The sequence below is a fragment of the Promicromonospora sp. NPDC050249 genome (genome assembly GCF_040656015.1).
GTDB lineage: Bacteria > Actinomycetota > Actinomycetes > Actinomycetales > Cellulomonadaceae > Promicromonospora.
Genome location: NZ_JBFAKY010000019.1, coordinates 1 through 25,433 on the forward strand (window position 1 = coordinate 1; position 25,433 = coordinate 25,433).

The window sequence follows — 25,433 nt, forward strand, 5'->3', positions numbered from 1 at the left end:
ACCGGGACTCTGGTCACGGGTGAGGGTCTGGTGCTGCGGGAGGCCACTGTGTTGAACGCGGACCAGTTCCGCAAGGTGGCCCGCCGGTTCGCGACGGTCATCGACCCCGACACCGACGACCTCGATGATGACAAGGCCGCTCAGGGCGAGTTCCTGGACCTGGCCAAGACGTTCGGTGGGTACCACGTCGCCGGGTTCCTCACCGACGAGCACGGCCTGCAGCTCACCACCGCGATCAACGCGGTCCTGGGCGCACCCTCCGCGGAAGACACCCGCACCACCACGCAGCGTCGCGCGCAGGGTCTCGCGGATGTGGCGCGGGTGGTGCTGGACACCAACCAGGCCTCCCCGGGGGCGGCGATCGCGCCGCACCTGAACGTGACGGTGTCCTGGAACGAGTTGGTCGCTCAGGTCACCAGGACCCGTGACGGGCTGTGCCTGTCCTGCGGACAGGCCACACCCGGTCGCGGCAACCGCCCGGGCGCTGGTGCGAAGGTCCCCGGCACAAGCACCGGTGCAGGTGCAGGCACCGGCACCGGCGCGGATGTTGGTGCAGGCGCGCTGGACACACGCCCTGCGGCCGGTAGCCCGACCAGTAGTTCGACCGGTAGTCCGAGTCCGGGTGGAGGTCCGGGTGGAGGTCCGGGTGGCTGGGATACAACGGAGCCGACACTGTCCACGCTGCTGTCGCCCGGCGGTCCGGTGTTCACCGAGACCGGCGGCCGCGCCCCACGCGCCCTGCTGCGCCGGTTGGCGTGTCACAGTGCGATCACCCGGATCGTGTTCGGACCCGACGGCGCAGTCCTGGACGTGGGTCGTGCCCAGCGCACGGTGTCGGGGCAGATGCGACGCGCTGTCATCGCCCGCGACCAGCACTGCGTCTATCCGGGGTGTGACCAACCGCCGTCACGGTGCGAGGTCCACCACGCCATCACCCACTGGGCTGATGGTGGGGACACCTCGGTGACCAACAGTGCGTTGCTGTGCTGGTACCACCACCAGCTCGTCGACACCAAGGGCATCACCATGCACTGGACCGGCAAGGCCCCGGCCGACACCACGGCTGGTGCTCTGCTGGAGACCGGGTGGGCCTTCACCGACGCCTACGGGCACCGCATCCACCTACCCGAACTCATCGAAGCCCAACTCCGACCGGGCACGGACGCGACCGCCGATCCGCCGGACGCCGGAGCCGCCTGACCAGGCCGGACCCGGCACGACCGCGGGCAATCCACCTGATCCGGCTGCCGGGCCCGCAGAAGCCGCCGGCCGCCGAAGCCGCCGTCCGGCGACTCATGGCCGAGGTCGCGCCGGGACCAGACCAACGCCGTCCGACGGGCCTCCGCCCGGGGATCCTCGGCTAAGCGCTCGCGCGCACCACCAGCTCGGGGGCGAGCACCACCTCGCGCGACGCGCGGCCGGGCTGCGCGATCTCGTCCAGCAGGAGCCGGGCCGCGGCGGTCCCGATCTCCGCGATGGGCTGGCGCACGGTGGTCAGCGGCACGGCGGCGACGGCGGCGAACGGGATGTCGTCGTACCCGACCACCGCTATGTCGTCGGGGACGCGGACGCCCGCGGACGTCAGACCCGCGATGATGCCTATCGCGTGCAGGTCGTTGCCTGCCACCACCGCGTCGGGCCGGCGGTCGGGCGGCAGGTCCGCGATCCGCAGCCCCACGGCGGTCCCGTCGGCGAGGTCGAGGTCAGGCGCACGGACTATCTCCAGGTAGACGCCCGGCGTCTGCCCCACCGCGAGCCGGCAGCCGTCGAGACGGCGTTCGACCTGACGCACGCCCTCGGGTCCCGCTGCGAAGAGCAGGCGTCGCCGCCCGGCGTCGAGCAGGTGCTGCGCGGCGAGCCGGCCGCCCTCGCGATGGTCGAGCGAGACGGACGACAGGCGGTGCTCCGGGTCCTCGTGGTCCACGAGGACGATAGGGGTGCCCTGGTCCCGGCGTCGGCGCAGCGGCTCCAGGTCGTCGTCCGAGGGCGAGACGACGACGCCGTCGAACCGGAGCTGCTCGAACAGGTCGAGGAACCGCTTCTGCTGGACCGCCGACTCGTGCGTGCTGCCCACCACCACGGCGAGCCCGTTGTCCGCCACCAGCTTCTCGACCGCCGTGGCGATGCCGCCGAAGTACGGGTTGGAGGCGTTGACCAACGAGGCGCCGACGATCCCGCTGGGCCGGCCGCGGAGCTGTCGCGCGGCCATGCTCGGCACAAAACCGAGGCTGTCGATGGCGGCAGCGATGCGTTCCTTCATCGCCGTCGAGACCCGGTCCGGCCAGTTGAGGAAGTTCGAGACCGACGCCACCGACACCTCGGCCTGGCGAGCGACGTCATAGATCGTTATTGGGCCTTCGTCGCTACGCCGATTCACGCCTCCCATCTCATCACGGACCGCGGCCGAAGACGGCGCAATTAATCCCTACCAGCAGAGATCACGGCGATTCACTAGGGTCCGAGGGTGCATATCGAGACCGACGGCCGCCCCGCGACGGCAGCAGAGCTGTTCAGCACCTACGGGCACTTCACCGCCATGCAGGTGCGCGACGGCGGGGTCCAGGGGCTGTCGAACCACCTCGACCGGCTCGACGCGGCGCACCGCGAGCTGTTCGGACGCCGGCTCCCGGGCGAGCGGGTCCGCGACCTGGTGCGGCACGCCCTGGCCGGCGCTGCCGATGCTGCCGGTACCGCCGCTACCGCTGACGCCTCGGTGCGGGTCCTGCTGCGCGACGCCGAGCGGATCTCGGTGTCGGTCGCCGAACCGAACCACCCGCCCGCCGCCCCACAGCGCCTGCGTTCCGTGCAGTACCTGCGCCCGTTCCCGCACCTCAAGCATCTGGGCAGCTTCGCGCAGCTCGAGTGGGCACGCCGGGTCCGCCTCGACGGGTACGACGACGCCCTCCTCACCGCGCCCGACGGTGCCTTCGCCGAGTCGTCGATCGCGAACATCGGGTTCCTCCGGGACGACGGCACCGTCGTCTGGCCGGATGCGCCGCAGCTGCACGGCATCGCGATGCAGCTGGTGGAGGCCACCACGCCGTCTACCCGACGAACGGTGCGGCGGGACGACGTCGCCGCGTTCGCGGGGGCGTTCCTGATCAACTCGACAGGGGTCGTCGCCGTCACCTCGATCGACGACGTGCCGCTGCCCGAGCCCGGGCCACTCCTCGCCGGAGTGGTCGAGCGCCTCGCCGACGTCCCGTGGGAGCGCGTCTAGGCGGAAGCCCGCGTCAGCCGGCGGCGTTGGCCGCCTCGAACTTCTGACGGGCGTTGGCGATCTCCTCCTGGTGCTCCTCGGACCAGCTCACCAGGGCCTGCGTGGTGCCGAGCAGCGTGCGGCCCAGCGCGGTCAGCTCGTACTCCACGCGGGGCGGCACCTCGGGGTACACGGTGCGGCCGACGAGACCGTCCCGCTCGAGGTTGCGCAGGGTCACCGTCAGCATCCGCTTGCTGATCCCGTCGATCTCCCGGACGAGCTCCCCGAACCGGAGCGTCTTCTCGTCCAGCAGCGCGATCACCAGCAGGGACCACTTGTCGGCGATCCGGTCCAGGATCTGCCGCACCTGGCAGTCCTCGCGGGCGTCCCACTGGAAGGGGTCACGCTCGAACCTGCACGCCTCGGCGTCCTCCCGGCCGACGTCCGTGGTGCCGACGGGCTTGGTTCCCTCGAGGGAACCGGGTGACGTCAAAGTGCCTTCTTGTGCCATCCGTCGATCGTGCCCAAGGATCGTCATGGTTACAAGTGGTAACCATGCGGGACTTGAGCGAGGAGATCCTTGTGACAGACGTGCGAGATTCCGTACGGCCGGCAGCGAACCCGTCGGCGAACGCCGCACGAACCGGCTGGGGAGTACTGGCCGTCGTGTGCGGTGCGCTGTTCCTCGAGGGGATCGACATCGCGATGCTCAACGTCGCGGTGCCGGCCATCGCCGCCGACATCGGCCTGGCCACCGCCGACGCGCACTGGGTGATCAGCGCCTACGTGCTCGCCTACGGCGGCTTCATGATCTTCGGCGGGCGCACGGCAGACCTGCTGGGCCGACGTCGGACGTTCCTGGTCGCCCTCGCCGTGTTCGTCGCCTTCTCCGGGCTCGGCGGCCTCGCCGACGAGGCCTGGGTGCTGATCGTCGCCCGGTTCGTCACCGGCGCCACCGCGGGGTTCATGACGCCCGCGGGCTTCAGCCTCCTGACGACGAGCTTCCCCGAGGGGCCGCTGCGCGACCGGGCGCTGGCCATCTACGGCGCCATCGGCGCCGGCGGGTTCACGCTCGGCGTGGTGGCGGGCGGCTTCCTCACCGACGTCGGCTGGCGCTGGGTGTTCTTCGCACCGGTCATCGTGGGCGCCGCGCTCTGGATCGCCGGACGGGCCGTGATCCGGCCGGACACCGTCTCCGAGCTGCCGCGCCGCGGGTTCGACCTGGGCGGCGCGATCACCCTGACGTCGGCGATGGTCGCGCTGATCTACGGGGTCGTGGCGATCGGTGAGGGCGAGACGGCCGCTGCCGGGGTCATGTCGTTCGTGGCCGCCGCCGTGCTCATCTCTCTGTTCGTGGTGATCGAACGCCGGGTGGCGGACCCGCTGCTGCGCCTCGCGGTGCTGCGTGAGGGGCTGCTGCTGCGGTCGAGCGCCGCGGGGCTGCTGTTCATCGGGGCGTTCTTCGCGTTCCAGTTCCTGGTCACGCTCTACCTGCAGGAGTTCCAGGGCTGGTCCCCGATCGCGACGGGCCTCGCGTTCGCCGTCATGGGCCTGGACATGATCCTCGCTCCCCTGGTCACGCACCGGCTCGTCAAGCGGTTCGGGAACGCGCCGGTGATGGTCGCCGGCCTCCTGGCCGGCGCGGTGGCCTTCGCCCTGGCGCTGCGCATCGACGGCTCGTGGGGATACCTCGACCTGCTGCCGTCGCTCATCCTGATCGGTGTGATGTTCGCGCTGGTCTACGGGCCGCTGACGGCCGCAGCCACCGCGGGCCTCGACGAGTCCGAGCACGGGGTCGCCGGCGGCGTCGTCTACACGGCGTTCCAGTTCGGCGCGGCGCTGGGCGTCTCGATCGCCACCATCGCGCTCGTCGAGGGGCACGCCGCGGACGCCGACTGGTCCGACTACCGGCGCGCTCTCCTGGTCCCGGCGATCGGCGCGGCGCTGGCCCTTGCTCTCGGCATCTCGACCTGGGTCCGCGCCCGCCGGCCAGCCGTGGCAGCGCGCTGACGGTCCCCAAAGTCTCTTCCCGGCAAGTCCTTGCGCATGCTTCCGCACCCAGGAGCATGCGCAAGGACTTGCTCGGGACGAACCTTGGGGACCAGCCGAGCGGCGGGTGATTCCCGGATAAGTTCATCGGCCTGACGGAACCTGTTCATCGGTGCGTGGCCGGAGGGATCGATCGTGTGCGTGCGCCGCCGTCCGACGGCGGCGCGACGGCGTGCACCATGCGCCCGCCTCCCCCTGCACACGAGGAACCCCCATGAGTACAACGACCCCGAATCGCCGGTGGTCCAGGTCCCTGGCCGTGGCTGTCGCCGCGGCCACCCTTATGACAGCGCTGCCGTCCGTCGCCCAGGCGGACGAGCTGACCCTGACCGACACGGTCGAGGACGTCGGCCCGGGCATCAGCCTGCGACACCTGAAGGCGGTGGACGAGGCCGGCTGGTACGACGCCCGCTTCCTGACCGTCGACCTCGCCGAGGACGCCGTCAGCACCGACCTGCTGACGGCCGGCCCGGTCGCGTCGGCCGGTCCGCTGACCACCGCCGCCAACCGGGCGGGCGCCGTCGCGGGTGTCAACGGCGAGTTCTTCGACATCGGCAACAGCAACGCCGCGCTCGGCGGCGAGGTGCAGGACGGCGTCCTGCGCAAGTCCGCGGACGTCGGCGGGCGTGAGCACGTGGGCGTGACCCGCGACGGGATCGCGCAGCTCGTCGACCTCGCCGTCGACGCGAGCGCCGACCTGGCGGGCGCCGCGCACGACGTGCTGGCGGTGAACGCCGCGAACGGCGGTGGCGTGCCCGCGAACGGCATGGTCGCGTACACCCCCGTGTGGGGCGAGTACAGCCGCAACCGCGGGTTCACGGGTGTCGCGGCCGACCGGATCGCCGAGGTGATCGTCGACGACGGCGCCGTGGTGTCGGTCGCGCCGTCCGGTCCGGCCGGTTCCGGGACGCTGCCCGAGGGCGGGTTCGCCCTGGTCGGGAGGGACAGCGCGGCCGACGCCCTGCGTGCGCTCACGCCGGGCGACCCGGTGTCGCTCAGCTACGAGCTGGCTGACGACGCCGCCCGCGACCTGGAGTTCGCGCTCGGCCACGGCGGCACGATCGTGCGTGACGGCAAGGTGGTCGACGGCCTGCAGACGTCGGTCGCACCGCGCACCGCGCTCGGCTTCCGCGACGACGGCCGCACGCTCGTCCTGGCCACCTGGGACGGCCCGGGCGGTACGGGCAAGGGCGGCGTGGGCATCGACAAGGCCGCGCGCGACCTGGTCCGGCTCGGTGTCGAGACCGCGGTCAACCTGGACGGCGGCGGCTCGACCACCATGGTCGCGCGGGCGCTCGGCGACCAGGACGCGACCCTGCGGAACGTGCCATCGGACGGGCACGAGCGCAACGACCCGAACGGCGTGGGCGTGTTCGTCGCCCCCGGTGACGGGCGCCTGCACGACCTGCTGCTCGCACCGGCCCCTGGTACGGCCTCGGCCGACGGCGACGTCAAGGTCTTCCCTGGCCTGCGGCGCACCCTGGTGGCCAAGGGCGTGGACGACCACGAGACGCCCGTCGTGGTGGACCCGCGCTCGGTGCGCTGGGACGCCCACGGCGCGTCCGTGGACGGCGGGGTCGTCGAGACCTCCGAGAAGGCCCGCGGCGAGATCGAGGTCACCGCACGCTCCGGCCGCGAGCGCGACGCCCTGGACGTCCAGGTGCTCGGCCCGGTCGACGACGTCGAGCTGTCGACCGACCGCCTGTCGATCGCCGACGCCGCGACGTCGTCCGCCGTCACCGTGGTCGTGACCGGACGCGACGGCCAGGGCTTCACCGCACCGATCGAGGCGTCCGACCTGGAGCTGGACTATGACCGCTCCGTCGTGCGCGTCGAGGCGGCGGCCGGTGGGCTCCGGATCACCCCGCTGAAGGACGCGGCGACGATCCTGACGGTGTCCGTGGCGGGCGAGCAGGTGCAGCTCCCGATCACGATCGGCGTGGAGAACGTCACCGCCTACGACTTCGACGACGACGTGCTCGCCCGCTGGCGCAACAACAGCACCCGGGCCACGACGTTCTCCGCGGACCCGGACGGGCTGCGGGTCGACTTCGAGGGGATGCGCAACGTCGGCATCTCCGCGGCGTCGGCGGCCGTGCGCGTCCCGGTGCCCGGCCAGCCGCTGCGCCTGCGGATGCGGCTCAGGTCCAGCATCGCGGTGCCCAGCGGGCTCACCTACCTGGCCTACGTCGACGCCACCGGCAAGAGCGGCGGCGTCTACGGCACCGGGCTGACGGCGTCGGACGACTGGCAGCAGGCCACGTTCACGCTTCCGGCGGCCACGGCCTACCCGATCGCGGTCTCCGGCTTCCAGGGCATCAACACCAACGCCGCCCAGCAGAAGCCGGGCACGTTCGTCCTGGACCGCATCGAGGCCGACGTGCCGACGTCGATCGAGCTGCCCCCGCGCCCCGACCTGGAGCCGGACCCGCTCGTCTCGGCCGACGGCGCGGGGCTCGACGGCCGCGGCACGTGGAACTTCGCCACGCTGTCCGACGTCCAGTTCACCGCCGACAACACCGAGCTGACCCAGGTCGCCACCACGGCGCTGCACACGATCCGCGCCACCAAGCCGGACCTCGTGGTCCTCAACGGTGACATCACCGACCGCGGCCTGCCGCAGGACATCGCGCTGGCCCGCCAGGTGCTGGAGGACGCCGGGTGCGACCTGGTCCCGGTCGGCGAGGAGCCGCCGTCGGGCAGCACGCCGGACCCGCGCGGCGGCACCGTGCCGTGCTACTACGTGCCGGGCAACCACGAGTCGTACGGGCTGAACAACACGCAGGCGACGCTCGACCCGTTCGTCGCCGAGTTCGGGCAGCCGTACCGGACGTTCGACCACAAGGGCACGCGGTTCGTGCTGCTCGCCAGCTCGTACGGCACGCTCCGCGGCACGGCGTGGGACCAGCTCCCCATGCTCCGCAAGGCGCTGACCGACGCCGAGCAGGACCGGTCGGTGCGCAACGTCGTCGTCTTCGCCCACCACCCGGTGGCCGACCCGGGCGACACCGCCGCCAGCCAGCTCGGCGACGGCAACGAGGTGGCCCTGGTCCAGAACATGCTCACCGGCTTCCGGGAGCGCACGGACAAGGGTGCCGTCATGGTGGGGTCGCACGCCCAGATCGTGGACGTGCACCGCGAGGAGGGCGTGCCCTACGTGGTGCTGCCCTCGTCGGGCAAGAGCCCGTACGGCACCCCGGACCGGGGCGGCTTCACCGGCTGGGTGAACTGGTCGGTGGACCCGGGCGAGGACGCGGACGAGCAGTGGGTCGAGGCCGACGTCCGCGCGTTCGCGCAGTCGGTCGCGCTGACCACGCCCGAGACGCTCGAGGTGGGCGCGACGGCACAGCTCAGCGGCAGCGTCGTGCAGCCCAACGGCGTCGCGCCGGGCACGCGGGTGGTGCCGCTGCGCTACCCGATGTCCGTGCACTGGAGCGGGTCGCGCAACCTGGCGATCGGCACGGGCGAGCGCGCGGTCGAGTCGGCCCGCAAGGCCGGCAAGACGGCGGTCCTCGACCCGGAGACCCGCACCCTGACGGCGCTGCGCCGCGGCGAGGTGACCGTCTCGGTCACGAACGACGCGATGCGGCCCTACGCCGGATCCGGTTCGCTCGCGCCGGTCACGACGTCGGAGACGATCGCCGTCGTCCCGGCAGCGAACGCCGGACCGCGGATCACCGCAGAGGCTCCGGTGTTCACGGCGCAGCCCGTGGGCACGCGCGGCCAGGTGCAGAAGGTGACGATCACGAGCAACGGCACGCAGCCGGTGCGGATCCGCTCGGTGGACGTCGTGGACGACGAGCGGCGCGGCCCGTTCACCGTCGACCACGACCGCTGCGACGACCGGACGCTCGCCCCGGGACGCACCTGCGAGGTGTGGGTGCGGTTCGACCCGGAGCGTCCGGACGTGACGTCGACGGCGGAGCTCCGGCTCACGACGGACGGCGTCGACCGCACCGTGACGGTGCCCCTGACCGGCACGAGCACCAGGCTCACCTGGGCCTGGGGTGACGACGGTCCCGCGCGTCACTGAGACGCGCGGCCGGCTGGTGACATGAGAAGGTCCGCTTCCAGGATGCCGTTGGGCGCGATTCCGGCGTGAAGACCGTGCCCGACCGTGTCCTGGAAGCGGACCTCTGTCACCCGGGGCCGGACCGACGCTCACGCGCCGGCCCGGCCTCCGTCACGAGTCCGAGCGGACTAGCCGCAGAACTCGTTCAGCTCGAAGTTGTGCACCACCGTCGTGCCCTTGATAATGCGCGCGTTCTTCGACTCCGGCGGGTACCCGGTCGCCGAGCTGAGCAGCGTCAGCCGGTTGTTGGAGACCCCCATCCAGCGGGCGTAACCACCGTCCGCCCCGGTCACGAGCGTGACGTCGTACTCGGACCCGTCGATGACCACGAAGGCGCCCTTCAACGGGACGGTCTCGTCGTCACAGGTCGCGCCCGTCACCGTGCCGGCGATCTTGCCCCAGCTGGGGGGCGGGGTCACCTTGAGCGACACCTGCACGCGCGGCTCGTCGTACGGCGTGCTGCCGTTCGCGATGACACCAGCGGTGTAGGTGCCTGGCTGGTCCACGCGGCTGCTGTCGAGGTCGACGTACACCTTCGCGGACTGTCCGGGCTCCAGCGTGAACGCCGGCGGCTGGACGTCGAGCCACGGCACGTCGACGGTGGTCTCACCCGTCACGTTCAGCACCGTGTGCATGAACGGGAAGCCGAGCTCGGCGACCGTCGTGGGCTCGGGCGTGTTGCAGTCCGTGGACGCGATGTACGACGGCGCCGTCTCCGGCTCGGCGTTGGACCCGATGAAGAACCCGGGCTCCGCGACCACCTCGACCACGAGCGTGCCGCCCGCCGGCGCGGTGCCGGTGACCGGCACGTCCACCATCGTGAGCTCCTGCGGCTCGATGGACACGACGGACGAACCGAGCAGGGTCATGTTGTCGTAGACGAACTCCCCGTCCAGCTCGTACAGGTTGACCGTGACGTCGGAGGCGCTGTCGGCGAGCTCGATGCCGAAGGACACGTTCGTCACCGCGAACTCACCCTCGATCTCGAAGTCCTCCAGGGTGAACGTGCGCAGGAACTTTGTCAGACCGGCCGGGCACGCCGCGGAGTTGCCCGGTGTGATGTCCTGCGACGAGGAGTGGGTGATGGTGGTTCCCTCGCCCGCCAGCAGCGACGGCGGGGCCGCCGGAGTCACTGCCTTCCCCGGGCGCTTCCCGTTCCGTGCCAGGCGGTCGCCGTCCTTCGCGGCGGCCGTTCGGTCCGCGACCGCTGCCTGTGTGCCCGACGTCGCCGTGCGCACCTCGGTCGCCTCACCGGTGGCACCCTTGATGACGCCGGAGCCGCCCTTCGACCCGAGGATCTCGAAGTCGGACGATCCCGGAGCCACCTCGACGGCGGCGGGCGCGGTGCCCTCGTTCGTCACGGTGAAGCTGCCGGACCTGGTGCCGCCCAGCTGCACCTCCCTGGCCAGGGAGCCCGGGGAGACGGTGAGGAGCGGGGCCGCCAGCTTCACGTCCTGCCGGACGATGGCGTCGGCGACGACCTTCACCGAGGCGTTCTTGGACTTGTAGTCCTTGGCCGCGTAGCCGATCTTCTGCGCACCGACCTTCGGCGAGAACAGCGAGTAGTACCCGGCGCCCGCCTTCGGGTTCTCGGGGTCGGTGGACTCGGCGCTGTGGTCGGCGCCAGCCGTCACCGTGGCGCCGTTGACGCCGTCACCGGTGTTGCGGTCCTTGACGAACCCGGCCACGAGGCCGCCGTCGACCGGCGTGCACGCCCCGAGAGCGACGTTGTCGACCTGCCACCATCCCGACCACGCGGCGTCGCCGTAGTGGAACTGGACCCGTACGTCGGACTGACCGCCCGCGCCCGGCAAGGCGACGATCGTGCGGCCGAGCCCGTCGGAGGTCTGGTGCAGCGCCGTCGCCCAGGTCTCGCCGCCGTCGACGCTGACGTTGACGTCGGCGAAGTCGTCCACAGCGAAGTAGCTCTGGTCGAACGTCAGGAGCGGCGACTCCAGGTCGCTCAGGTCGTACGAGGGCGACGTGAGCGTCGTGTCCTGTGCCCCGTCCTCGCCGTAGGCATCGCTGTTCACCTCGGCGAACAGCCCCTCGCCGCCGGTCATGTTGCCGTACTCGAAGGCGTCGTCGAAGGTCCAGACCTGCTCGGTGCCCTCGAGGTCCTCGACGGTCCAGCCGTCGGGCACCTCGCCGGACTCGAACTCCTCGGTCCCTGCACCCGCCCCGGTCATGGCGTAACCCGGGGCCGTGCACTCGTTGAGGACGGGCAGCGCGGCGTTGGCGGACGTCGGCTCCGTGCCCACCTCGATCTCCTGCCTGAACGCCCCGTACCCGGTCACGGACGGCTGCACGACCAGCGTGTGCGTCGCCTCCTCAGGAAGCTTGATCGAGTACTTGCCGGTGAACGGGTTGGTCCAGGCGACGACGCTGCTCGGTGCGCCCTGCACGGAGATCTTGGCGTCGAGCGGCCAGCCGTGCCCGGAGCCGTCGGTGACGGTGCCGCTGACGGTGGTGGTGGGCGCGGCCTCCAGGGTGACGTCGACAGTGGTGGTCTCGCCCTCGACGACGTCGGCCTGCGCGGTCCCGGTCAGGAAGCCGAAGGCGGAGACGCTCAGCTCCTGGGCGCCCTCCTCGAGGCCCAGGCGGTAGGCGCCCTCCGCGTCGGTGGTGTCGGAACGCTCACCGGCGGTGACCCGCGCGCCGGCGACCGGCTCGCCGTCGGGCCCGGTGACGGTGCCAGCGACGAAACCGAAACCGTCGATCGGCGCCTTGGCGATCAGCGCCTCGACGTCGAGCTTGCCCTCGCCCCACACGTTGTTGTCGGCGGGGGTGCCGCCGCAGGAGTCGTCGGCGACGTCGGTGGACGTCTGGTCCAGCAGCTGCTTGGTGAACTCGATGTCGCCCACCAGGACCGGAGCGGCGCTCCACAGGAGCGCGACGGCGCCCGCGAGGTGCGGGGACGCCATGGAGGTTCCGCTGAACGCGGCGTAGTCGCCACCGGGGACGGAGGAACGCACCTCGTCACCGGGTGCGGACAGGTTCGGCTTGGTCTCGCCCTCCTCGCCCGGGCCGCGGGAGGAGAACACGGCGATGTCGCCGCTCTCCCCGAACGCGCCCGCCGCGTAGGTGGCCAGGTTCGCCCCGGGGGACGACGTCGACTGGCAGCCCGCCTCGCCCGCGTTGCCCGCAGCCCACGCGCCGAAGATGCCCGCGGCCTCCCAGGCCGCGATCTCCTCGGACATGAAGTCGTTGATGGCGCCGGGCTCCTGCATGCCCCACGAGTTGTTCACGACGTGCGGGCGCTGGGACGGGTCGGGGTCCGAACCGTCGGCGCGCGTCGGCGCGAGGATCCACTGCCCGGAGGCGAGCAGGTCCGCGTCGGAGCAGGTGGCGCAGCCGTTGGCCGCGATCCAGTCGGCGTCGGGTGCGACGCCGATCTGGTTGCCCTCGCCGTCGTCGCCCACCATGGTGCCCATCACGTGGGTGCCGTGGGCGTCGATGTCGCACGGCGCTCCGTCGCACGAGCCGCTCGCGTCGAACCAGTTGTAGTCGTTGCTCAGGCCGTCGTCGCCCAGGTAGCCGCGGTAGTGCTGCAGCAGGGCCGGGTGCTCGACGTCGACGCCGGAGTCGATGTTGGCCACGGTGATGCCCTCACCCGTGTACCCCTGGTCCCACACGTCGGGCGCGTTGATGGCGTCAAGGCCCCACTCGGTGGCGAGCGGCGCGTTGGCGGTCGGCGCCTTGCGCTCGACCGGCTCGATGGGCTGGGCCACGAACCGCTCGTGGACCTGCTTGACCTCGCGGCTGGCGGCGACCTGCTTCGCGAGGGCCTCCGTGCCGTCCTCGACGAGGATCGCGTTGCTGATCCAGTAGGTCTCGTAGTCCGCGCCAGCGGCCTTCAGGTCGGCGACGACGTCCGCCTGCGACGCCTTCGCCGTGCTGGTCAGGGCGTCGTAGACGAACTGGCCGCGCTCGCCCCAGTCGGCGATGTCCTTGGCCGGCTCCAGGTCGGGCGAGTCCGCGAACCGGATCCAGAAGTCGGCGGACTCCTTGGTGTCGAACCGGGTCTGCACGGCGGGCGTGATCTTGTCCGCCGCCCGCTCCGGGACGTCGGCGGTGACCGCGGGCCGTGGCCCGGCCGACGTCGGCGTACTCGCGAGTGCAGGTGTCACGCCCACCGCTGTTGCCAACAGGGCGCCGACCGCTGCGACAGCGATAGGCGCGCGTCGTCGTGGCATGCGACTGTGCATTCTTGCCTCCGGGGTGCAAGCGCCCCGCGCGGGGCGCGACCACTGGCCCACGAGCGTGTGCCAGGTCACACTCTGTGAGGCGGGGGTACAAAGGGCAACGAAAGTCACCCGGGTGAGAGGCCCGGGGATGCCGTCGGTGGTCCGCTCCGGGAACGCGGTTCGGCTTGATTCCGGGCACGGGAGCATGCCGGACGACGTTCTCACCACGGACCGGGTGAATTAACGAGCACGTGCTCGGAATGTCCTGAGCAGACGGCGACGTTGGGGCCGACATGGACTTCAACCAGCAGATCATCGACACCTTCCGCGCCAACGGCGGAGAGGTCAACGAGCCGATCCAGTTCGGCAAGGGGCTCGTCCTCGTCCACGTGCCCCGCAAGGACGGCAGCATCCGCATCGCGCCGCTCGCGGCCATCCACGACGACGGCGCCTGGCACATCGTCGGGTCGGCGGGCGGCTCGCCCAAGAACCCCGCCTGGGTCTACGGCCTGCGCCGGGCCGAGCAGGTGGACCTCGAGGTCCCCGGCGACCCCGTCCAGACCCTGCAGACCAAGGTCGAGGAGCTCACCGGCGACGAGCGCGACGCCTGGTGGGAGCGTTTCAAGGCGTTCTCGAGCGGCTTCGCCGCCTACGAGAAGACGGCGGAGGGCCGCGTCTTTCCGATCTTCCGGCTCGTCCCCTGACGGATCCGGCCCGGCCGGCGACCGCCGGCCGGGCCGTCCCGCTCGCGGTTGACGGCCACGCCGGCCGTCGGCGGCGTCACACCGGAAGGATCACGCGGACCTGGGCCCGGATCTCCTGCACGACGTCGTCCACCGGGTTGGCGCTGTTGATGGTCGGCGCCATGGCGACGAACATGATCGCCGACACGATGTGCGCCAGCGTGGCGGCGTCCGGCGCGGTGCGATCGTCACGGAGCAGGACCGCGACGATCGCCTCCTCGGTCTGGATCGTCAGGCCGAGCGCCTCGCGGTGATGCGGTTCGGCGGGGTCGCCGAAGACGATCTCGCGCAGGTAGGTCCGCCCGTTGTCGACCTGCTTGCGGTTGCACTCCACGACCGGCCGGACGATCGCCATCACCGCGTCGAGCGGGTCGGTGATGCCCTCGGCCGCCTGCTTTCCCTGGACGAGGGCTTCGGCGTACAGGGAGTTCTGCACGAGCAGCAGGAGCTCGCCCTTGGTCTTGGCGTAGAGGAACAGCGTGCCCGCCCCGATGTCTGCCTTGTCGGCGATCTCCTGGGTGGTGACCTCGTCGACGCCGCGCTCGGCGAAGAGCTCGCTGGCGGCGGCCATGATGCGTTCACGCTTCAGCTGCTTGTTCCGCTCGCGCCGTCCGACCGGCTTGGAGGCGAGTGGCATGGCTGCCCTCCTTCGTTGCTGGGTGGGATCAGTACTGAGCGCGGTCATTCTTCCACGGTGACCAGCGCCGTCATCGCTCGTACTGCTGGAGCACCTTGCCGTCCTTCACGAACGTGAGCGCATCGGTCACCTCGTAGGCGTGAGCGGCGGAGGCGTGCGGGGCGAGCATGTCGGACAGCCTCGCGAGCTCGGCGCTCCCGAAGAAGGCCGCCCGCGCCGCCGGGTCCGCGAAACCGAGGATGAGGGACGCGTGGAACTGCTGGTCGACAGGGTTGTCGTGCGCGACGTTCGGGGTGTCCCAGAGCTTCTCGTTCCAGGGCAGGAAGACCTGGGTGCGCAGCTCCCGCAGTACCCCGGTCTCCGCCAGGGCGGGTACGAGCTCGTTCGTGAGGAACTTCCGGAACGCGCCGGTCCGGACGCCGTCTCGCCGCCTCAGGTAGACGAGGGCCCGGGCGCCGACCTGCTGGCCCGGCCCGGCGACGTCGTACCAGCGCGCCGAGCTCGGCGGCCCGGCGTACAGGAAGGTGCGCCGGAAGACGTTGATCTCGTCCTGGTAGGCCAGCTTGGTCTGCTTGCGGCCCAGCAGCGGCGACAGCACCGACCGGAAGGTGACCTCGGCGACGCCGTCGATCCGGCGGTCGGCGGGGATGGCGGTCTGGACACCGGGGGTCGCCGGCCACAGCCCGGGGTTGTGCTCCGCCAGATGGATCTGGCGGTACTCCTCGAAACCCGGCGTCGCGGAGATGATCTTCGAGTGCGGGCCCTTCCAGTAGTCCACGCCAGTCTGGCGCGGCTGGTCGGTGCGGAACCACAGCGGGATCGAGGAGACGAACGCCTTCTTCGTCGCGCGAGGTGCAGTACCCATGTCCTTGCCTTCGTTCTGTCGGTCGGGGCGTTCAGGGCGGGGTGGGGTGGGACGAGCGGTCAGCCGGCGAGGAACTCGGCCGCGACCGGTGCGAACTTCTCGTGGAACTGGAAGATGCCGCCGTGCCCGGAGTCCGGGTAGATGACGAGGGTCGAGTTCTTGATGCGGCGGTGCAGGTCCTCGGAGAGGACCGAGGGCACCATCCGGTCGTTGTCGCCGTTGGCGATCAGGGTGGGTTGCGTGAGCTTCGACAGGTCGGACGGCGCCGAGCGCCCGAACTTCTGGATCGCCTTGAGCTGCGTCCGGAACCCCTTCAGCGGCATGTCCGTGTCGCGGTCGATCGTGCGCTCCTGGAGGCGCTTGATGAACGCCTTCGCGGCGGGCTTGCCGGTGGCGTTGCGGTTGAAGAACAGGAACTCCTTCGGGTCCGACCGGGTCAGGGTCGCGCGCAGGATGTCGTAGTAGGTGACGCCGACGACCTTGTCCATGTCCTTGCCACCCCGGGGTCCGGTGCCGGTCAGGACGAGCCTGCGGACCAGCTCGGGGTGCTTGACCACCAGGTCCTGCGCGACCATGCCGCCCAGGGAGAACGAGAAGATGTCGATGGTGTCGAAGCCGAGGGCCTTGATGAACGTGTAGGCGTCGTCGGCCATGGCCTCGACGCTGTCGGGCACGCTGCCCGTCGAGCTGCCGACACCCCGGTTGTCGAAGGTGATGACGTGGCGGTTCTGCGCGATGGCGTCCACGATCCGGGGGTCCCAGTTGTCGAGGGTCCCGGCGAGGTGCACGAAGAAGACGACGGGGATGCCGCCCTTCGGGCCGAGCTCCCGGTAGGCGTAGGTGATGCCGCCGGCGTCGATCGTGCGAGCCGGGGCCAGCGCGTACGAGGTGATGACGGATTCGTTCGAGGTGTCGTTGGTGCTCATGGTGCTCTCCTGTTTCAGCTTCTGCGATGGGTGGTAAAGAGTGGAAGGTGGGGCGTTGAGAAGGCTGGTCAGGCCCTGGTGATGACTGCCTTGCCGCGGATGCCGCCCCTGCCGATCGACTGCACGGCCTCCAGGGTCTGGTCGAAGTCGTAGACCCGTCCGACGACGGGGCGCAGCACGCCCTTGTCGACGAGGGCGCCGATCTGGCGGAGCTGGTCGCCGCTGGGCTGCATGAAGAGGAACTCGTAGGCCACCCCGAGCTTGCGCGCCTGGCGGCGGACCTTCCCGCTGAGCGCTGCCATCACGAGGCGCAGCACGGGGTTCAGGCCTCGCTCCCGGGCGAACGCGGCGTCAGGCGGCCCGACGATCCCGATGACCTTGCCCCCCGGACGCAGCACCCGGAGGGACTTCTCGAGGGTCTCCCCGCCAACGGTGTCCAGCACCAGGTCGTACCCGTCCAGGAGCTGCTCGAAGTCCTGGTTGCGGTAGTCGACGACACTGTCGGCGCCGAGCTCCCGGACGAAGTCCGCGTTGCCGGCGCTGGCCGTGGTCGCGACCGTGGCGCCGAGGTGCTTGGCGAGCTGGATCGCGATGCTCCCGACGCCGCCGGCGCCGCCGTGGATGAGCACCCGCTGACCGGGCCGCACGTTGCCCCTCTCGACGAGCGCCTGCCACGCGGTCAGAGCGACCATCGGCAACGAGCCCGCCTCCTCGAGCGAAGCCGTCTCCGGCTTGAGCGCCAGATCGGCCTCGTGCACCGATATCCGCTCGGCGAACGTCCCGATGCGGTCCATGCGGGGCTGGGCGTACACCTGGTCGCCGAGCGCGAAGTCCCGCACCTTCGCGCCGACGCCGATCACCGTTCCGGCGACGTCACTGCCCATGACCTGCGGCAGCTCGAACGGCAGGAACGCCTTGAACGCCCCCGACCGGATCTTCTCGTCCACGGTGTTGAGCCCGGCGGCCTGGACCTGGACCAGCACGTCGTGCTCCCCGACGACGGGCTCGGGAACGTCCGCCTCCTGCAGCGGCTGCTGGTACCTGGTCATGACGAACGCGCGCATGGTGTCTTCCTTCGAGGGTGTGTTTCTGAGTTGACTCAACTTTGAGCGCACTCACTGAAATTGTCAAGAGATGGCGCACTGAGACGCGCGTCACCGCTCGACAAATGCCATACGAATGCCGTCGAACGCGGGCAGAATGACTCCCGACATCCACCCGAGGAGGACGCCATCACCCGGTTTCAGCGCGTACTGGTCACCGGAGCCGCAGGCCGCATCGGCCGCGCGGTCCTCGACGTGCTCGCCAGGGAGTCGGTGCCCGCCACCGCGCTGGTCCTGGAGGATCCGGGCGACCTGCCCGCCGACCGCGTCGTCGCGGGCGACGCCCGGTCGCCGGAGGTGGCGGAGCGGGCGATGGAGGGGGCCGACGGCGTCATCCATCTCGCGGCCATCCCGACCCCGCTCGACGACCCGCCGGAGGTCGTCTTCGGGACCAACACGCTGTCGACCTTCACCGTGCTCGACGCGGCGGGGCGCGCCGGCGTCCGCCGTGCGGTGATCGCTAGCAGCCAGGCCGCCTCAGGTCTCCCGTTCGCGGGGCGCGAGCTGCACCCGGTCTACGTGCCCGTCGACCAGGACACGCCCGACCAGGCCGCCGACGCGTACGCCCTCTCGAAGCGGGCGGACGAGCTCACCGCCGACATGATGGCGCGGCGCTACGGGATGCCCGTGGTCGCGCTGCGGTACCCGTTCATCGGGGGCACCGACGAGCGGCTCCCCGAGTACGCGGACGCCGTGGCGAAGGACCCGGCGATCGGCGCGGGGAGCCTGTGGGCCTACCTGGAGACGCGCGACGCCGCGGACGCGGCCTGGCTGGCGCTCGGCTGTGCCGCCGACGGCGCCGTCGTCATCCACGTCGCGGCGCCCGAGACGCTGGTGCCCGCGCCTACTGCGGAGCTGCTGCGCCGGTACCACCCGGACACTCCGGTGCGCCGGCCGATCGAGGGGCGCGCGGTGCCCTACGACCTCACGGCCGCCGAGCAGGTGCTCGGGTTCCGCGCCAGGCACCACGTGGTCGGCACGCCGTAAGGGAGCCGCTTCGAGCCGGGGGCGCAGGCCTCAGACCGGAACGGTGACCGCCGACGCCGGCGCCCCCGCCCGCACCCAGCCGTGCGTCGCGGCGTGCCACCCGAGCTGCACGCGCGTCTCGACGTCCGCGAGGTCCATCAGTGCTCGCACCCGCCGCTGCACGGTCCGCAGGGACGTGCCGAGCTGCTTGGCCACCGCCTGGTCGGTCAGGCCGGCGAGCATCAGCCCGAGGATCCGCGCGTCGTCGTCGTCCACCTGGTGCGCCACGCCACCCGCCAGCCCGTCCGTACCGACGAGCAGCGGCGTCGCGTGCTCCCAGACGATCTCGAAGAGCGCCATCAGGGCGTCGAGCAGCGCGCTCTCGCGCACCAGCAGGGCGCCGACGACGTCGCCGGACGACGTGAGCGGCATGAGGGCGAGCTGCCGGTCGATGACGATCAGCTTGAGCGGGACCCGCTGCGCGAACCGGACGTCCTCCCCGGCCTCGGTCGCCTCCACCGCCTCGTCGACCGTCACGGCCTGGGTCTCGAGCATGCTGCGCTCGACCACGACGCGGTACCGCACCCCGCGCGCCACCGCCTGGTCCTCGGCGGAGTTCTCCTGGCTCGACGTCACGATCACCGGCGGCCGCACGAACGCGTCGACCCGCTCCCGCGCCCCCAGCTGGAGCTGCTCGAACCGGTGCCGCACGGCGTCCTCGCCCCGGACGACGTCGACCACGTCCGTGGGGCCCCGGCCGGCGGCGGCCACCCGGTAGACCTCCTCCAAGCGGTTCAGCTCGACCTCGGCGTGCCGCACCTCGTTCTGCCGCCGGGCAAGCAGCGCGCCGAGCGCGATGGCGGGCGGCGCGGCAGCGAACCGCCGCTCGTCCCCCGTGATCCGGGCGGCCAGGCCGTGGTCCTCCAGCCGCCGCAGCAGGCGGTGCGCGTCACCCAGCGACGTCCCGTAGGCGCTGAGCGCCGCCGCGAGGTCGGCGACGGTCGCCGAGGGCATGGCGACGAGCTCGCTGTACGCGAGGGTCTCGTCAGGGGTCAGTCCGAGCACGTCGCCGAGCATGGCACTCCTCCGTCAGGTTGCGGGCGGCCCCACTCTGGCGGAGTCACGCCATGCCGTAAAGCCGCCAGGACGCGGCCCTTGTGAGGTGTCGTGCCCGCTGGGAGTGTCCACCACCATGAGATCCAGAACCCGCCGCGCCCTACCGGCGGTCACCAGAGCCGCCACCCGGACTGTCGCAGCAGTCACCGCGTCCGTCCTGGCGGCCGCGGTGATGAGCAGCGCGCACGCATCCACGGCTCCCGAGCCGCCCCCCGGCACGACCAGGGCGGGTGGCACCAGCACCGCGGCCGGCACCGCGCCGCGCACACCCGCCCTGGCCGACGGCCGGACCACGGTCACCCTGGTGACGGGTGACGTCGTCGACGTCGGCACCACCGACTCGGGCGCGCTGACGATCGGCGTCGAGCCGGCCGACGGCGGAGCCGTGCGGACCCAGCAGGTCGGCGACCACCTCTATGTGCTCCCCGACGCCGCGCTGCCGTACCTGTCGGCGGGCACGCTCGACCGGCGGCTGTTCGACGTCACCGCGCTCCTGGAGCTCGGGTACGACGACGAGACCATGGACGCCACGCCGCTGATCCTGGAGCGGGCCCCGGCCCGCGCGCGCTCGGCCGAGCTGCCCGGTGCCACGCGGACGCTCGACCTGCCGAGCATCGACGCCGACGCCGTGACCGCGGACAAGTCCGCGGCCGACGCCTTCTGGTCGGCGGTGGCCGCTCCCGGCGACCGTGCCTCCGCGCGCTCCGCCGCGGCGGACGCCGGCTCGTTCGCCGGCGGGATCGAGAAGATCTGGCTCGACGGCAAGGCCGAGGCCACCCTGGACCGCAGCACGGCGCAGATCGGCGCGCCGGAGGCGTGGGCGGCCGGCCTGGACGGCACGGGCGCGACCGTCGCGGTGCTCGACACGGGCATCGACGCCACGCACCCGGACGTCGCGGACTCGGTCACCGAGGCGCGGTCGTTCGTACCCGGCGAGGAGGCGGCCACCGACGTGCAGGGCCACGGCACACACGTCGCGTCCACCGTGCTCGGCTCGGGCGCCGCGAGCGACGGCCTGTACCGGGGCGTCGCGCCGGGTGCCGACCTGCTGGTCGGCAAGGTGCTGGACAAGGACGGCTACGGCCTCGACTCCTGGATCATCGCGGGCATGGAGTGGGGTGCCGCCAACGCGGACGTCGTCTCCATGAGCCTCGGCGACTCCAGCCTGAACGACGGCACCGACCCCATGGCGCAGGCGCTGAACGCGCTGAGCGCCGAGACGGGTGCGCTGTTCGTCGTCGCGGCGGGCAACAGCTACGCCGAGGGTTCGCTGGGCAGCCCGGGCACCGCGGACGCCGCTCTCACGGTGGGCGCGGTGGACGACGGCGACGTGCGCGCCGACTTCTCCAGCTACGGCCCGCGCGTGGGTGACCACGCGATCAAGCCCGACCTCACCGCACCCGGCGTCGGCATCCTCGCGGCCCGGTCCCAGCAGTCGGGCGGCGAGGGCTGGTACGTCTCGATGGACGGCACCTCGATGGCCACCCCGCACGTCGCGGGCGCGGCGGCGATCCTCAAGGGCGCGCACCCGGAGCTCACGGGCGAGCAGCTCAAGTCCGCACTGGTCTCGTCGGCCGCCGACATCGACGCCCCCGCGTACGAGGTCGGCACGGGACGTCTGGACGTCCCGGCCGCGCTCGACGGCGTGGACGCCTCCGGCGGCGGGTTCCTCGGCTTCTACGGCTGGCCGCACGACGGCGACGAGCCCGCCACCAGCACCGTCACCTACACCAACACCACGGACGCCGACGTCACGCTCGCGCTGAGCACCGACGTCGTCGGACCCGACGGCGCCCCGAGCGACCTGGTGACCCTCTCCGCCGACGAGGTCGTGGTGCCCGCCGGCGGGACCGCCGACGTCACGGTCTCCGCCGACGCCGACGACGCCCCGCTCCCGGGCAAGTACAGCGGTGCCGTGGTCGCGACGGACGCGTTGGGCGAGGTCGCGGTCCGCACCTCGACGGCGCTCGTCAAGGAGGAGGAGCGGTACGGGCTCGACATCACGGCGCTCGACCGCTCCGGCGAGCCTGCCACGGGCTGGGTGGACTTCTACCGCTACGGCGACCAGTTCGTCAGCACCCTGCCCATCGACCCGGCCACGGGTGAGGTGCCCACGCAGCGCCTGCTGCCCGGCGTGTACTCCGCCACCGCGTTCCTCGACGTCGACGGCTCCAAGGGGGCCGGCTCGACCGGCGTCGCCCTGGTCGGCGACCCGCAGGTCGTCGTCGACGACTCCGACCAGTCGCTGGTCCTCGACGCACGCGAGGCCACCGAGCTGACCCTCGACACGCCCCAGGAGAGTGAGGTCGCCCACCGGCGGTTCCAGTTCTTCAACGACTCAGGCATCGGCGGGACGTTCGCGACGTTCGGCGCCACCTACGCCGTGCCGCTCGACGTCGACTCGTTCTTCGCCGTGCCAACGGGCGCGGTCGACAGCGCCGACTTCGACTTCGGCGTGCGGTGGCGGGCCATCGAGCCGGCGCTCGACGTCCGCGCATGGACGCCGCGGCCGGTCCGGTTCGAGCCGGTCTACCAGGCCGGGTCCGCCCGTCTCGACGGCCGGGTCGCCCTGCGGGCCGTGGCGGCCGGCACGGGCACGGCCGCCGAGTACGACAGCGTGGACGCCGAGGGCAAGGCCGTGCTCGTCACCCGCGACGCTGCCGTGTCCGCCGAGGAGCGCGAGGCCGCGGCCCAGGCCGCCGGCGCGGCGCTGCTCGTGGTGGTCAACGACCGTCCGGGGCCGCTGGTCGAGTACGTCACGCGCGACGACCTGCCCGTCGTCTCGGTGACTGCCGCCGAGGGCCCGAAGCTGCTCGCGGCGGCCGCCACGGGGCGGCTCACGCTGACCGGCACCGCCCAGGAGTTCCCGTCCTACCTGTACGACGTGTCGCGGAGCTGGCCCGGCGAGATCCCCGGCAACCTCGCGCTCGCGCCGACCACGCGGCAGCTCGCGACCGTGGAGAGCCGCTACAACGATACCGAGGAGCGGCTGGTCCTCGACGACCGCGCCGACTGCCGCGACTACCAGTGGCCGCCGTGCCTCAGCGTCCACGCGCTGCAGGACACGGCGACGGTCCGGACCGACTACGTCTCGACCTACGACGACGTCACCTGGTACGAGGACGTGCAGCACGAGAGCGGCTGGGGGCAGCGCGGGGTGCGGCAGGCGTACGAGCCCCGCAGCACCACCGTGCGCGACTGGTTCGCCCCGGTGACGGCGCCCCGCACGGGCGACGGCTACTGGGGTCCGTGGCACGGCGGCGACTGGTTCGCGGTCAACGTGGCCCCGTCGAGCGGCCAGGACGGCATCACCGGCGGCTTCCCGTGGGGCGAGACCCCGGTGACCTCCCGCCTCTACCAGGGCGACACCCTGGTCCGGGAGAGCATCGGCCAGGCCGTCCAGACGACGGTCCCGGTGGCCGACGGCACGCAGGAGTACCGGTTCGAGATCGACACCGACGCCGCGGACGACCAGCACCGGTACTCGACCAGCACCCGCACGTCGTGGACCTTCGTGGCCGACCAGGCGGACGACGCCGTGCCGGGCCAGCAGGGCACGCCGCTGCCGCTGGTCCAGCTCGACTACGACGTCGACACCGCGCTCGACGGGACGGTGCGGGCGGGCAGCACCGTCCCGTTCGTGGTGGCGCCGTACACGGTGCCTGGCGCTCCGCGCGCCGGTCAGGTCGTCGGGGCGACGCTCGACGTCAGCTACGACGGCGGCGACAGCTGGTCGAAGGCCAAGCTGTCCAAGGACGGCGACCACTGGGTGACCCGCCTGCGCATCCCGTCTCGCGGCGCCGAGCTGGTCTCGCTGCGGGCGACCGCCCGGGACGACGCAGGCAACGCCGTCACCCAGGAGGTCGTCTCGGCGTTCGGGGTCAGGCGCTAGCAGCTCACGTGAGCCGGGCCTCGACCCAGGCCCGGCTCACGTCCGCGCTGGCCCTCGGGTCCATCGAGGCCCGGTCCACCTCGATCATCACCCAGCCGTCCCACCGGTCCGGGAGCGCCGCGAGCACCGCGTCGAGGTCCATGTCGCCGAGTCCCGGCTCGCGGAAGAGGCCGCGGTCGACGACCGTGCCGTAGGGGGCCGGTTCCGCGCGGCTGGCCGCGGCCACCGTGAGGTCGAGATCCTTCACGTGGATGTCGACGAGCCGGTCGGCGTGCCGCTCCAGCATCCGCACGGGGTCGATCCCCGCCCATGCCAGGTGACCGATGTCGAAGGAAGCACCCAGCAGGGACGCGGGTATCGCGGCGAGAGCGTGCTCGATCTCCTCCTCGGTCTCGATCCACGTGCCCACATGGTTGTGCAGTCCGGCGCGCACGCCTTCCGCGGCGAGGACCTCCGCCGCGGTCCCGAGCACGTCGACGACCCGGTCCAGACGAGCGGCGTCGAAGTCCGCCCCGACGGCCGTCCGCTCCAGGGTGCGCCGGGTCCCGGGCGCCCAGCTCATCGCGGGCGCGAGGAAGACGGTGTCCAGCCCGAAGTAGTTGGACTCCTCGGCCTTGCGGCGGATGCCGTCGTACCAGCGCACCTCCTCGGCGCTGCCCGGAGCCGGCAGCGCGCCGTGCTCCTCCGGCAGGGCGATGCTCGCGTAGCCGGGCGCCAGGACGAGGCCCGCTTCCTGCACCATCCGCTCGTACGACTGCAGGGTCTGGGTGTCGAGCACCTCCATCATCACCGCGGTGAAGCCGGCGTCCCGCACCTGGGCGAGGACGCCGGGATAGTCGGCCCGGAAGGCGGGGTCGGCGAAGAGCCAGAGGTCCTCGCTGTCCGGGTCCGACGGGTCGGCCTTCAGGTTGACCCACTGGATCGGGTTCAGGGCTACCCGGTCGGCACGCAGCTTCATGCCGTCACCTCCGTCGTGCCGGGAGTCGTGCCGGGAGTCGTGCCCGCCGTCGTGCTCACCGTCGTGCCCTGGCGCGCGTTGTAGACCGTGGACCCACCCGAGTCCACGCCCTCGCGGTAGGCGCGGAAGACGCCGAGCGCCTCCTCGCGGAGCACGTCCCGCACCACGCGGATGCCGCGGCGCTCGAACTGCTCCGCCCAGTCGCTGCCGAGCGGACCCTCGTCGAAGGTCGTGATCTCCTCGAGCTCCGGCCCTTCGCCCGCGACGACGAGGGTCCGCACCCCGGACCACATGGCCGCCCCGTAGCACTGGATGCACGGCCGCCAGTTGACGACGAGCTCGTACGCGGGCAGCCCGGCGCCGCCGAGGTCCCACGCTCCTGACCGGCTCTGCGCGAGCCCCAGCGCGACGACCTCCGCGTGACCGCTGGACACCCCGCTGGCGAGCACGACGTTCACGCCCACCGCGACGATGCGACCGGTCTCGCTCTCCGCGACGAGAGCGGCGAACGGGCCTCCGTTCCCCTCCCGCCAGTTGCGGTCGGCGAGGCGGTGCACGAGCCGCATCCGGTCGCCCTGGTCCGGGACGACGTCCGGCACGTCGGCCAGCTCGTCGCTCACCCACGATGGCAGGGCGATGCGGTACTCGGTAGCGATGTGCTCTGCGAGCATGTTCGGCTTCCTCTCGTCAGTCCAGCGAGTAGTCAGTTGGCGAAGTAGA

General features: G+C 71.9%; 17 protein-coding genes. 7 read left to right on the forward strand and 10 right to left on the reverse strand.

Annotation, left to right across the window (positions count from 1 at the left end; translation table 11 throughout):
- Window positions 1-1,200: DUF222 domain-containing protein (locus tag AB0I32_RS16445; RefSeq protein ID WP_357507808.1), on the forward strand; the 1,200-nt coding region annotated here is incomplete at its 5' end.
- Window positions 1,201-1,360: 160 nt separating this feature from the next.
- Here the strand turns inward: AB0I32_RS16445 and AB0I32_RS16450 are convergent.
- Window positions 1,361-2,377 carry a LacI family DNA-binding transcriptional regulator gene (locus AB0I32_RS16450; protein ID WP_357507810.1) on the reverse strand — a complete coding sequence of 339 codons (1,017 nt, stop codon included), beginning with the start codon at window positions 2,375-2,377 and terminating at the stop codon, window positions 1,361-1,363.
- A gap of 87 nt (window positions 2,378-2,464) precedes the next feature.
- Between AB0I32_RS16450 and AB0I32_RS16455 the strand changes: the two genes are divergently transcribed.
- Window positions 2,465-3,220 (forward strand): aminotransferase class IV, encoded by a 756-nt coding sequence (locus AB0I32_RS16455; protein ID WP_357507812.1) that lies wholly within the window; start codon window positions 2,465-2,467, stop codon window positions 3,218-3,220.
- 13 nt (window positions 3,221-3,233) lie between these two features.
- Here the strand turns inward: AB0I32_RS16455 and AB0I32_RS16460 are convergent, their stop codons facing one another.
- Complete coding sequence (locus AB0I32_RS16460) at window positions 3,234-3,710, reverse strand: helix-turn-helix domain-containing protein (RefSeq protein WP_357507814.1); 477 nt, start codon at window positions 3,708-3,710, stop codon at window positions 3,234-3,236.
- A gap of 71 nt (window positions 3,711-3,781) precedes the next feature.
- On the opposite strand from AB0I32_RS16460, the gene AB0I32_RS16465 reads away from it, so the two are divergent.
- Together AB0I32_RS16465 and AB0I32_RS16470 are read left to right on the forward strand one after the other, a co-directional pair.
- The gene (locus tag AB0I32_RS16465; protein WP_357507816.1) at window positions 3,782-5,209 is read left to right on the forward strand and encodes an MFS transporter; all 1,428 of its coding nucleotides are present in this window, start codon (window positions 3,782-3,784) and stop codon (window positions 5,207-5,209) included.
- A 253-nt stretch (window positions 5,210-5,462) separates the two neighbouring features.
- Window positions 5,463-9,281, forward strand: coding sequence for a phosphodiester glycosidase family protein (locus AB0I32_RS16470; protein ID WP_357507818.1), 3,819 nt, complete (start codon window positions 5,463-5,465; stop codon window positions 9,279-9,281).
- Window positions 9,282-9,448: 167 nt separating this feature from the next.
- Here the strand turns inward: AB0I32_RS16470 and AB0I32_RS16475 are convergent, their stop codons facing one another.
- The gene (locus AB0I32_RS16475) at window positions 9,449-13,450 is read right to left on the reverse strand and encodes a S8 family serine peptidase (protein WP_357507820.1); all 4,002 of its coding nucleotides are present in this window, start codon (window positions 13,448-13,450) and stop codon (window positions 9,449-9,451) included.
- Between the two features lie 350 nt (window positions 13,451-13,800).
- On the opposite strand from AB0I32_RS16475, the gene AB0I32_RS16480 reads away from it, so the two are divergent.
- Window positions 13,801-14,211, forward strand: coding sequence for a nitroreductase/quinone reductase family protein (locus AB0I32_RS16480; RefSeq protein ID WP_357507822.1), 411 nt, complete (start codon window positions 13,801-13,803; stop codon window positions 14,209-14,211).
- Window positions 14,212-14,287: 76 nt separating this feature from the next.
- On the opposite strand, the gene AB0I32_RS16485 is transcribed toward AB0I32_RS16480, so the two are convergent.
- The 4 genes from AB0I32_RS16485 to AB0I32_RS16500 all read right to left on the reverse strand — a co-directional run bounded on the left by AB0I32_RS16485 (window position 14,288) and on the right by AB0I32_RS16500 (window position 17,742).
- Window positions 14,288-14,887, reverse strand: coding sequence for a TetR/AcrR family transcriptional regulator (locus AB0I32_RS16485; protein ID WP_357507824.1), 600 nt, complete (start codon window positions 14,885-14,887; stop codon window positions 14,288-14,290).
- 70 nt (window positions 14,888-14,957) lie between these two features.
- The gene (locus tag AB0I32_RS16490) at window positions 14,958-15,752 is read right to left on the reverse strand and encodes a strictosidine synthase (RefSeq protein ID WP_357507826.1); all 795 of its coding nucleotides are present in this window, start codon (window positions 15,750-15,752) and stop codon (window positions 14,958-14,960) included.
- A 59-nt stretch (window positions 15,753-15,811) separates the two neighbouring features.
- Entirely contained in the window at window positions 15,812-16,678 is an 867-nt protein-coding gene (locus tag AB0I32_RS16495) for an alpha/beta hydrolase (protein ID WP_357507828.1), read from the reverse strand.
- 68 nt (window positions 16,679-16,746) lie between these two features.
- Entirely contained in the window at window positions 16,747-17,742 is a 996-nt protein-coding gene (locus AB0I32_RS16500; protein WP_357507830.1) for an NADP-dependent oxidoreductase, read from the reverse strand.
- Between the two features lie 60 nt (window positions 17,743-17,802).
- Between AB0I32_RS16500 and AB0I32_RS16505 the strand changes: the two genes are divergently transcribed.
- On the forward strand, window positions 17,803-18,768 hold the full coding sequence (locus tag AB0I32_RS16505; protein ID WP_357507832.1) for an NAD(P)-dependent oxidoreductase: 966 nt from the start codon (window positions 17,803-17,805) through the stop codon (window positions 18,766-18,768).
- Between the two features lie 30 nt (window positions 18,769-18,798).
- Here the strand turns inward: AB0I32_RS16505 and AB0I32_RS16510 are convergent, their stop codons facing one another.
- Window positions 18,799-19,824, reverse strand: coding sequence for a DUF6879 family protein (locus AB0I32_RS16510; RefSeq protein WP_357507834.1), 1,026 nt, complete (start codon window positions 19,822-19,824; stop codon window positions 18,799-18,801).
- 115 nt (window positions 19,825-19,939) lie between these two features.
- Here AB0I32_RS16510 and AB0I32_RS16515 point away from each other — a divergent pair, with 115 nt between their 5' ends.
- Window positions 19,940-23,755, forward strand: a complete 3,816-nt coding sequence (locus AB0I32_RS16515; RefSeq protein WP_357507836.1) for a S8 family serine peptidase — start codon at window positions 19,940-19,942, stop codon at window positions 23,753-23,755.
- A gap of 4 nt (window positions 23,756-23,759) precedes the next feature.
- Here the strand turns inward: AB0I32_RS16515 and AB0I32_RS16520 are convergent, their stop codons facing one another.
- Both AB0I32_RS16520 and AB0I32_RS16525 read right to left on the reverse strand, forming a co-directional pair.
- Window positions 23,760-24,713 (reverse strand): sugar phosphate isomerase/epimerase, encoded by a 954-nt coding sequence (locus tag AB0I32_RS16520; protein ID WP_357507838.1) that lies wholly within the window; start codon window positions 24,711-24,713, stop codon window positions 23,760-23,762.
- The gene (locus AB0I32_RS16525; protein WP_357507840.1) at window positions 24,710-25,384 is read right to left on the reverse strand and encodes a nucleoside deaminase; all 675 of its coding nucleotides are present in this window, start codon (window positions 25,382-25,384) and stop codon (window positions 24,710-24,712) included. The genes AB0I32_RS16520 and AB0I32_RS16525 overlap by 4 nt, the downstream gene beginning before the upstream one ends.
- Window positions 25,385-25,433: the final 49 nt, after the last annotated feature.

Coding starts and splice junctions, on each gene's coding strand:
- AB0I32_RS16460 (WP_357507814.1), bottom strand. CDS start 3,710: ATGGCACAAGAAGGCACTTTGACGTCACCCGGTTCCCTCGAGGGAACC.
- AB0I32_RS16470 (WP_357507818.1), top strand. CDS start 5,463: ATGAGTACAACGACCCCGAATCGCCGGTGGTCCAGGTCCCTGGCCGTG.
- AB0I32_RS16480 (WP_357507822.1), top strand. CDS start 13,801: ATGGACTTCAACCAGCAGATCATCGACACCTTCCGCGCCAACGGCGGA.
- AB0I32_RS16485 (WP_357507824.1), bottom strand. CDS start 14,887: ATGCCACTCGCCTCCAAGCCGGTCGGACGGCGCGAGCGGAACAAGCAG.
- AB0I32_RS16490 (WP_357507826.1), bottom strand. CDS start 15,752: ATGGGTACTGCACCTCGCGCGACGAAGAAGGCGTTCGTCTCCTCGATC.
- AB0I32_RS16495 (WP_357507828.1), bottom strand. CDS start 16,678: ATGAGCACCAACGACACCTCGAACGAATCCGTCATCACCTCGTACGCG.
- AB0I32_RS16500 (WP_357507830.1), bottom strand. CDS start 17,742: ATGCGCGCGTTCGTCATGACCAGGTACCAGCAGCCGCTGCAGGAGGCG.
- AB0I32_RS16510 (WP_357507834.1), bottom strand. CDS start 19,824: ATGCTCGGCGACGTGCTCGGACTGACCCCTGACGAGACCCTCGCGTAC.
- AB0I32_RS16515 (WP_357507836.1), top strand. CDS start 19,940: ATGAGATCCAGAACCCGCCGCGCCCTACCGGCGGTCACCAGAGCCGCC.
- AB0I32_RS16520 (WP_357507838.1), bottom strand. CDS start 24,713: ATGAAGCTGCGTGCCGACCGGGTAGCCCTGAACCCGATCCAGTGGGTC.
- AB0I32_RS16525 (WP_357507840.1), bottom strand. CDS start 25,384: ATGCTCGCAGAGCACATCGCTACCGAGTACCGCATCGCCCTGCCATCG.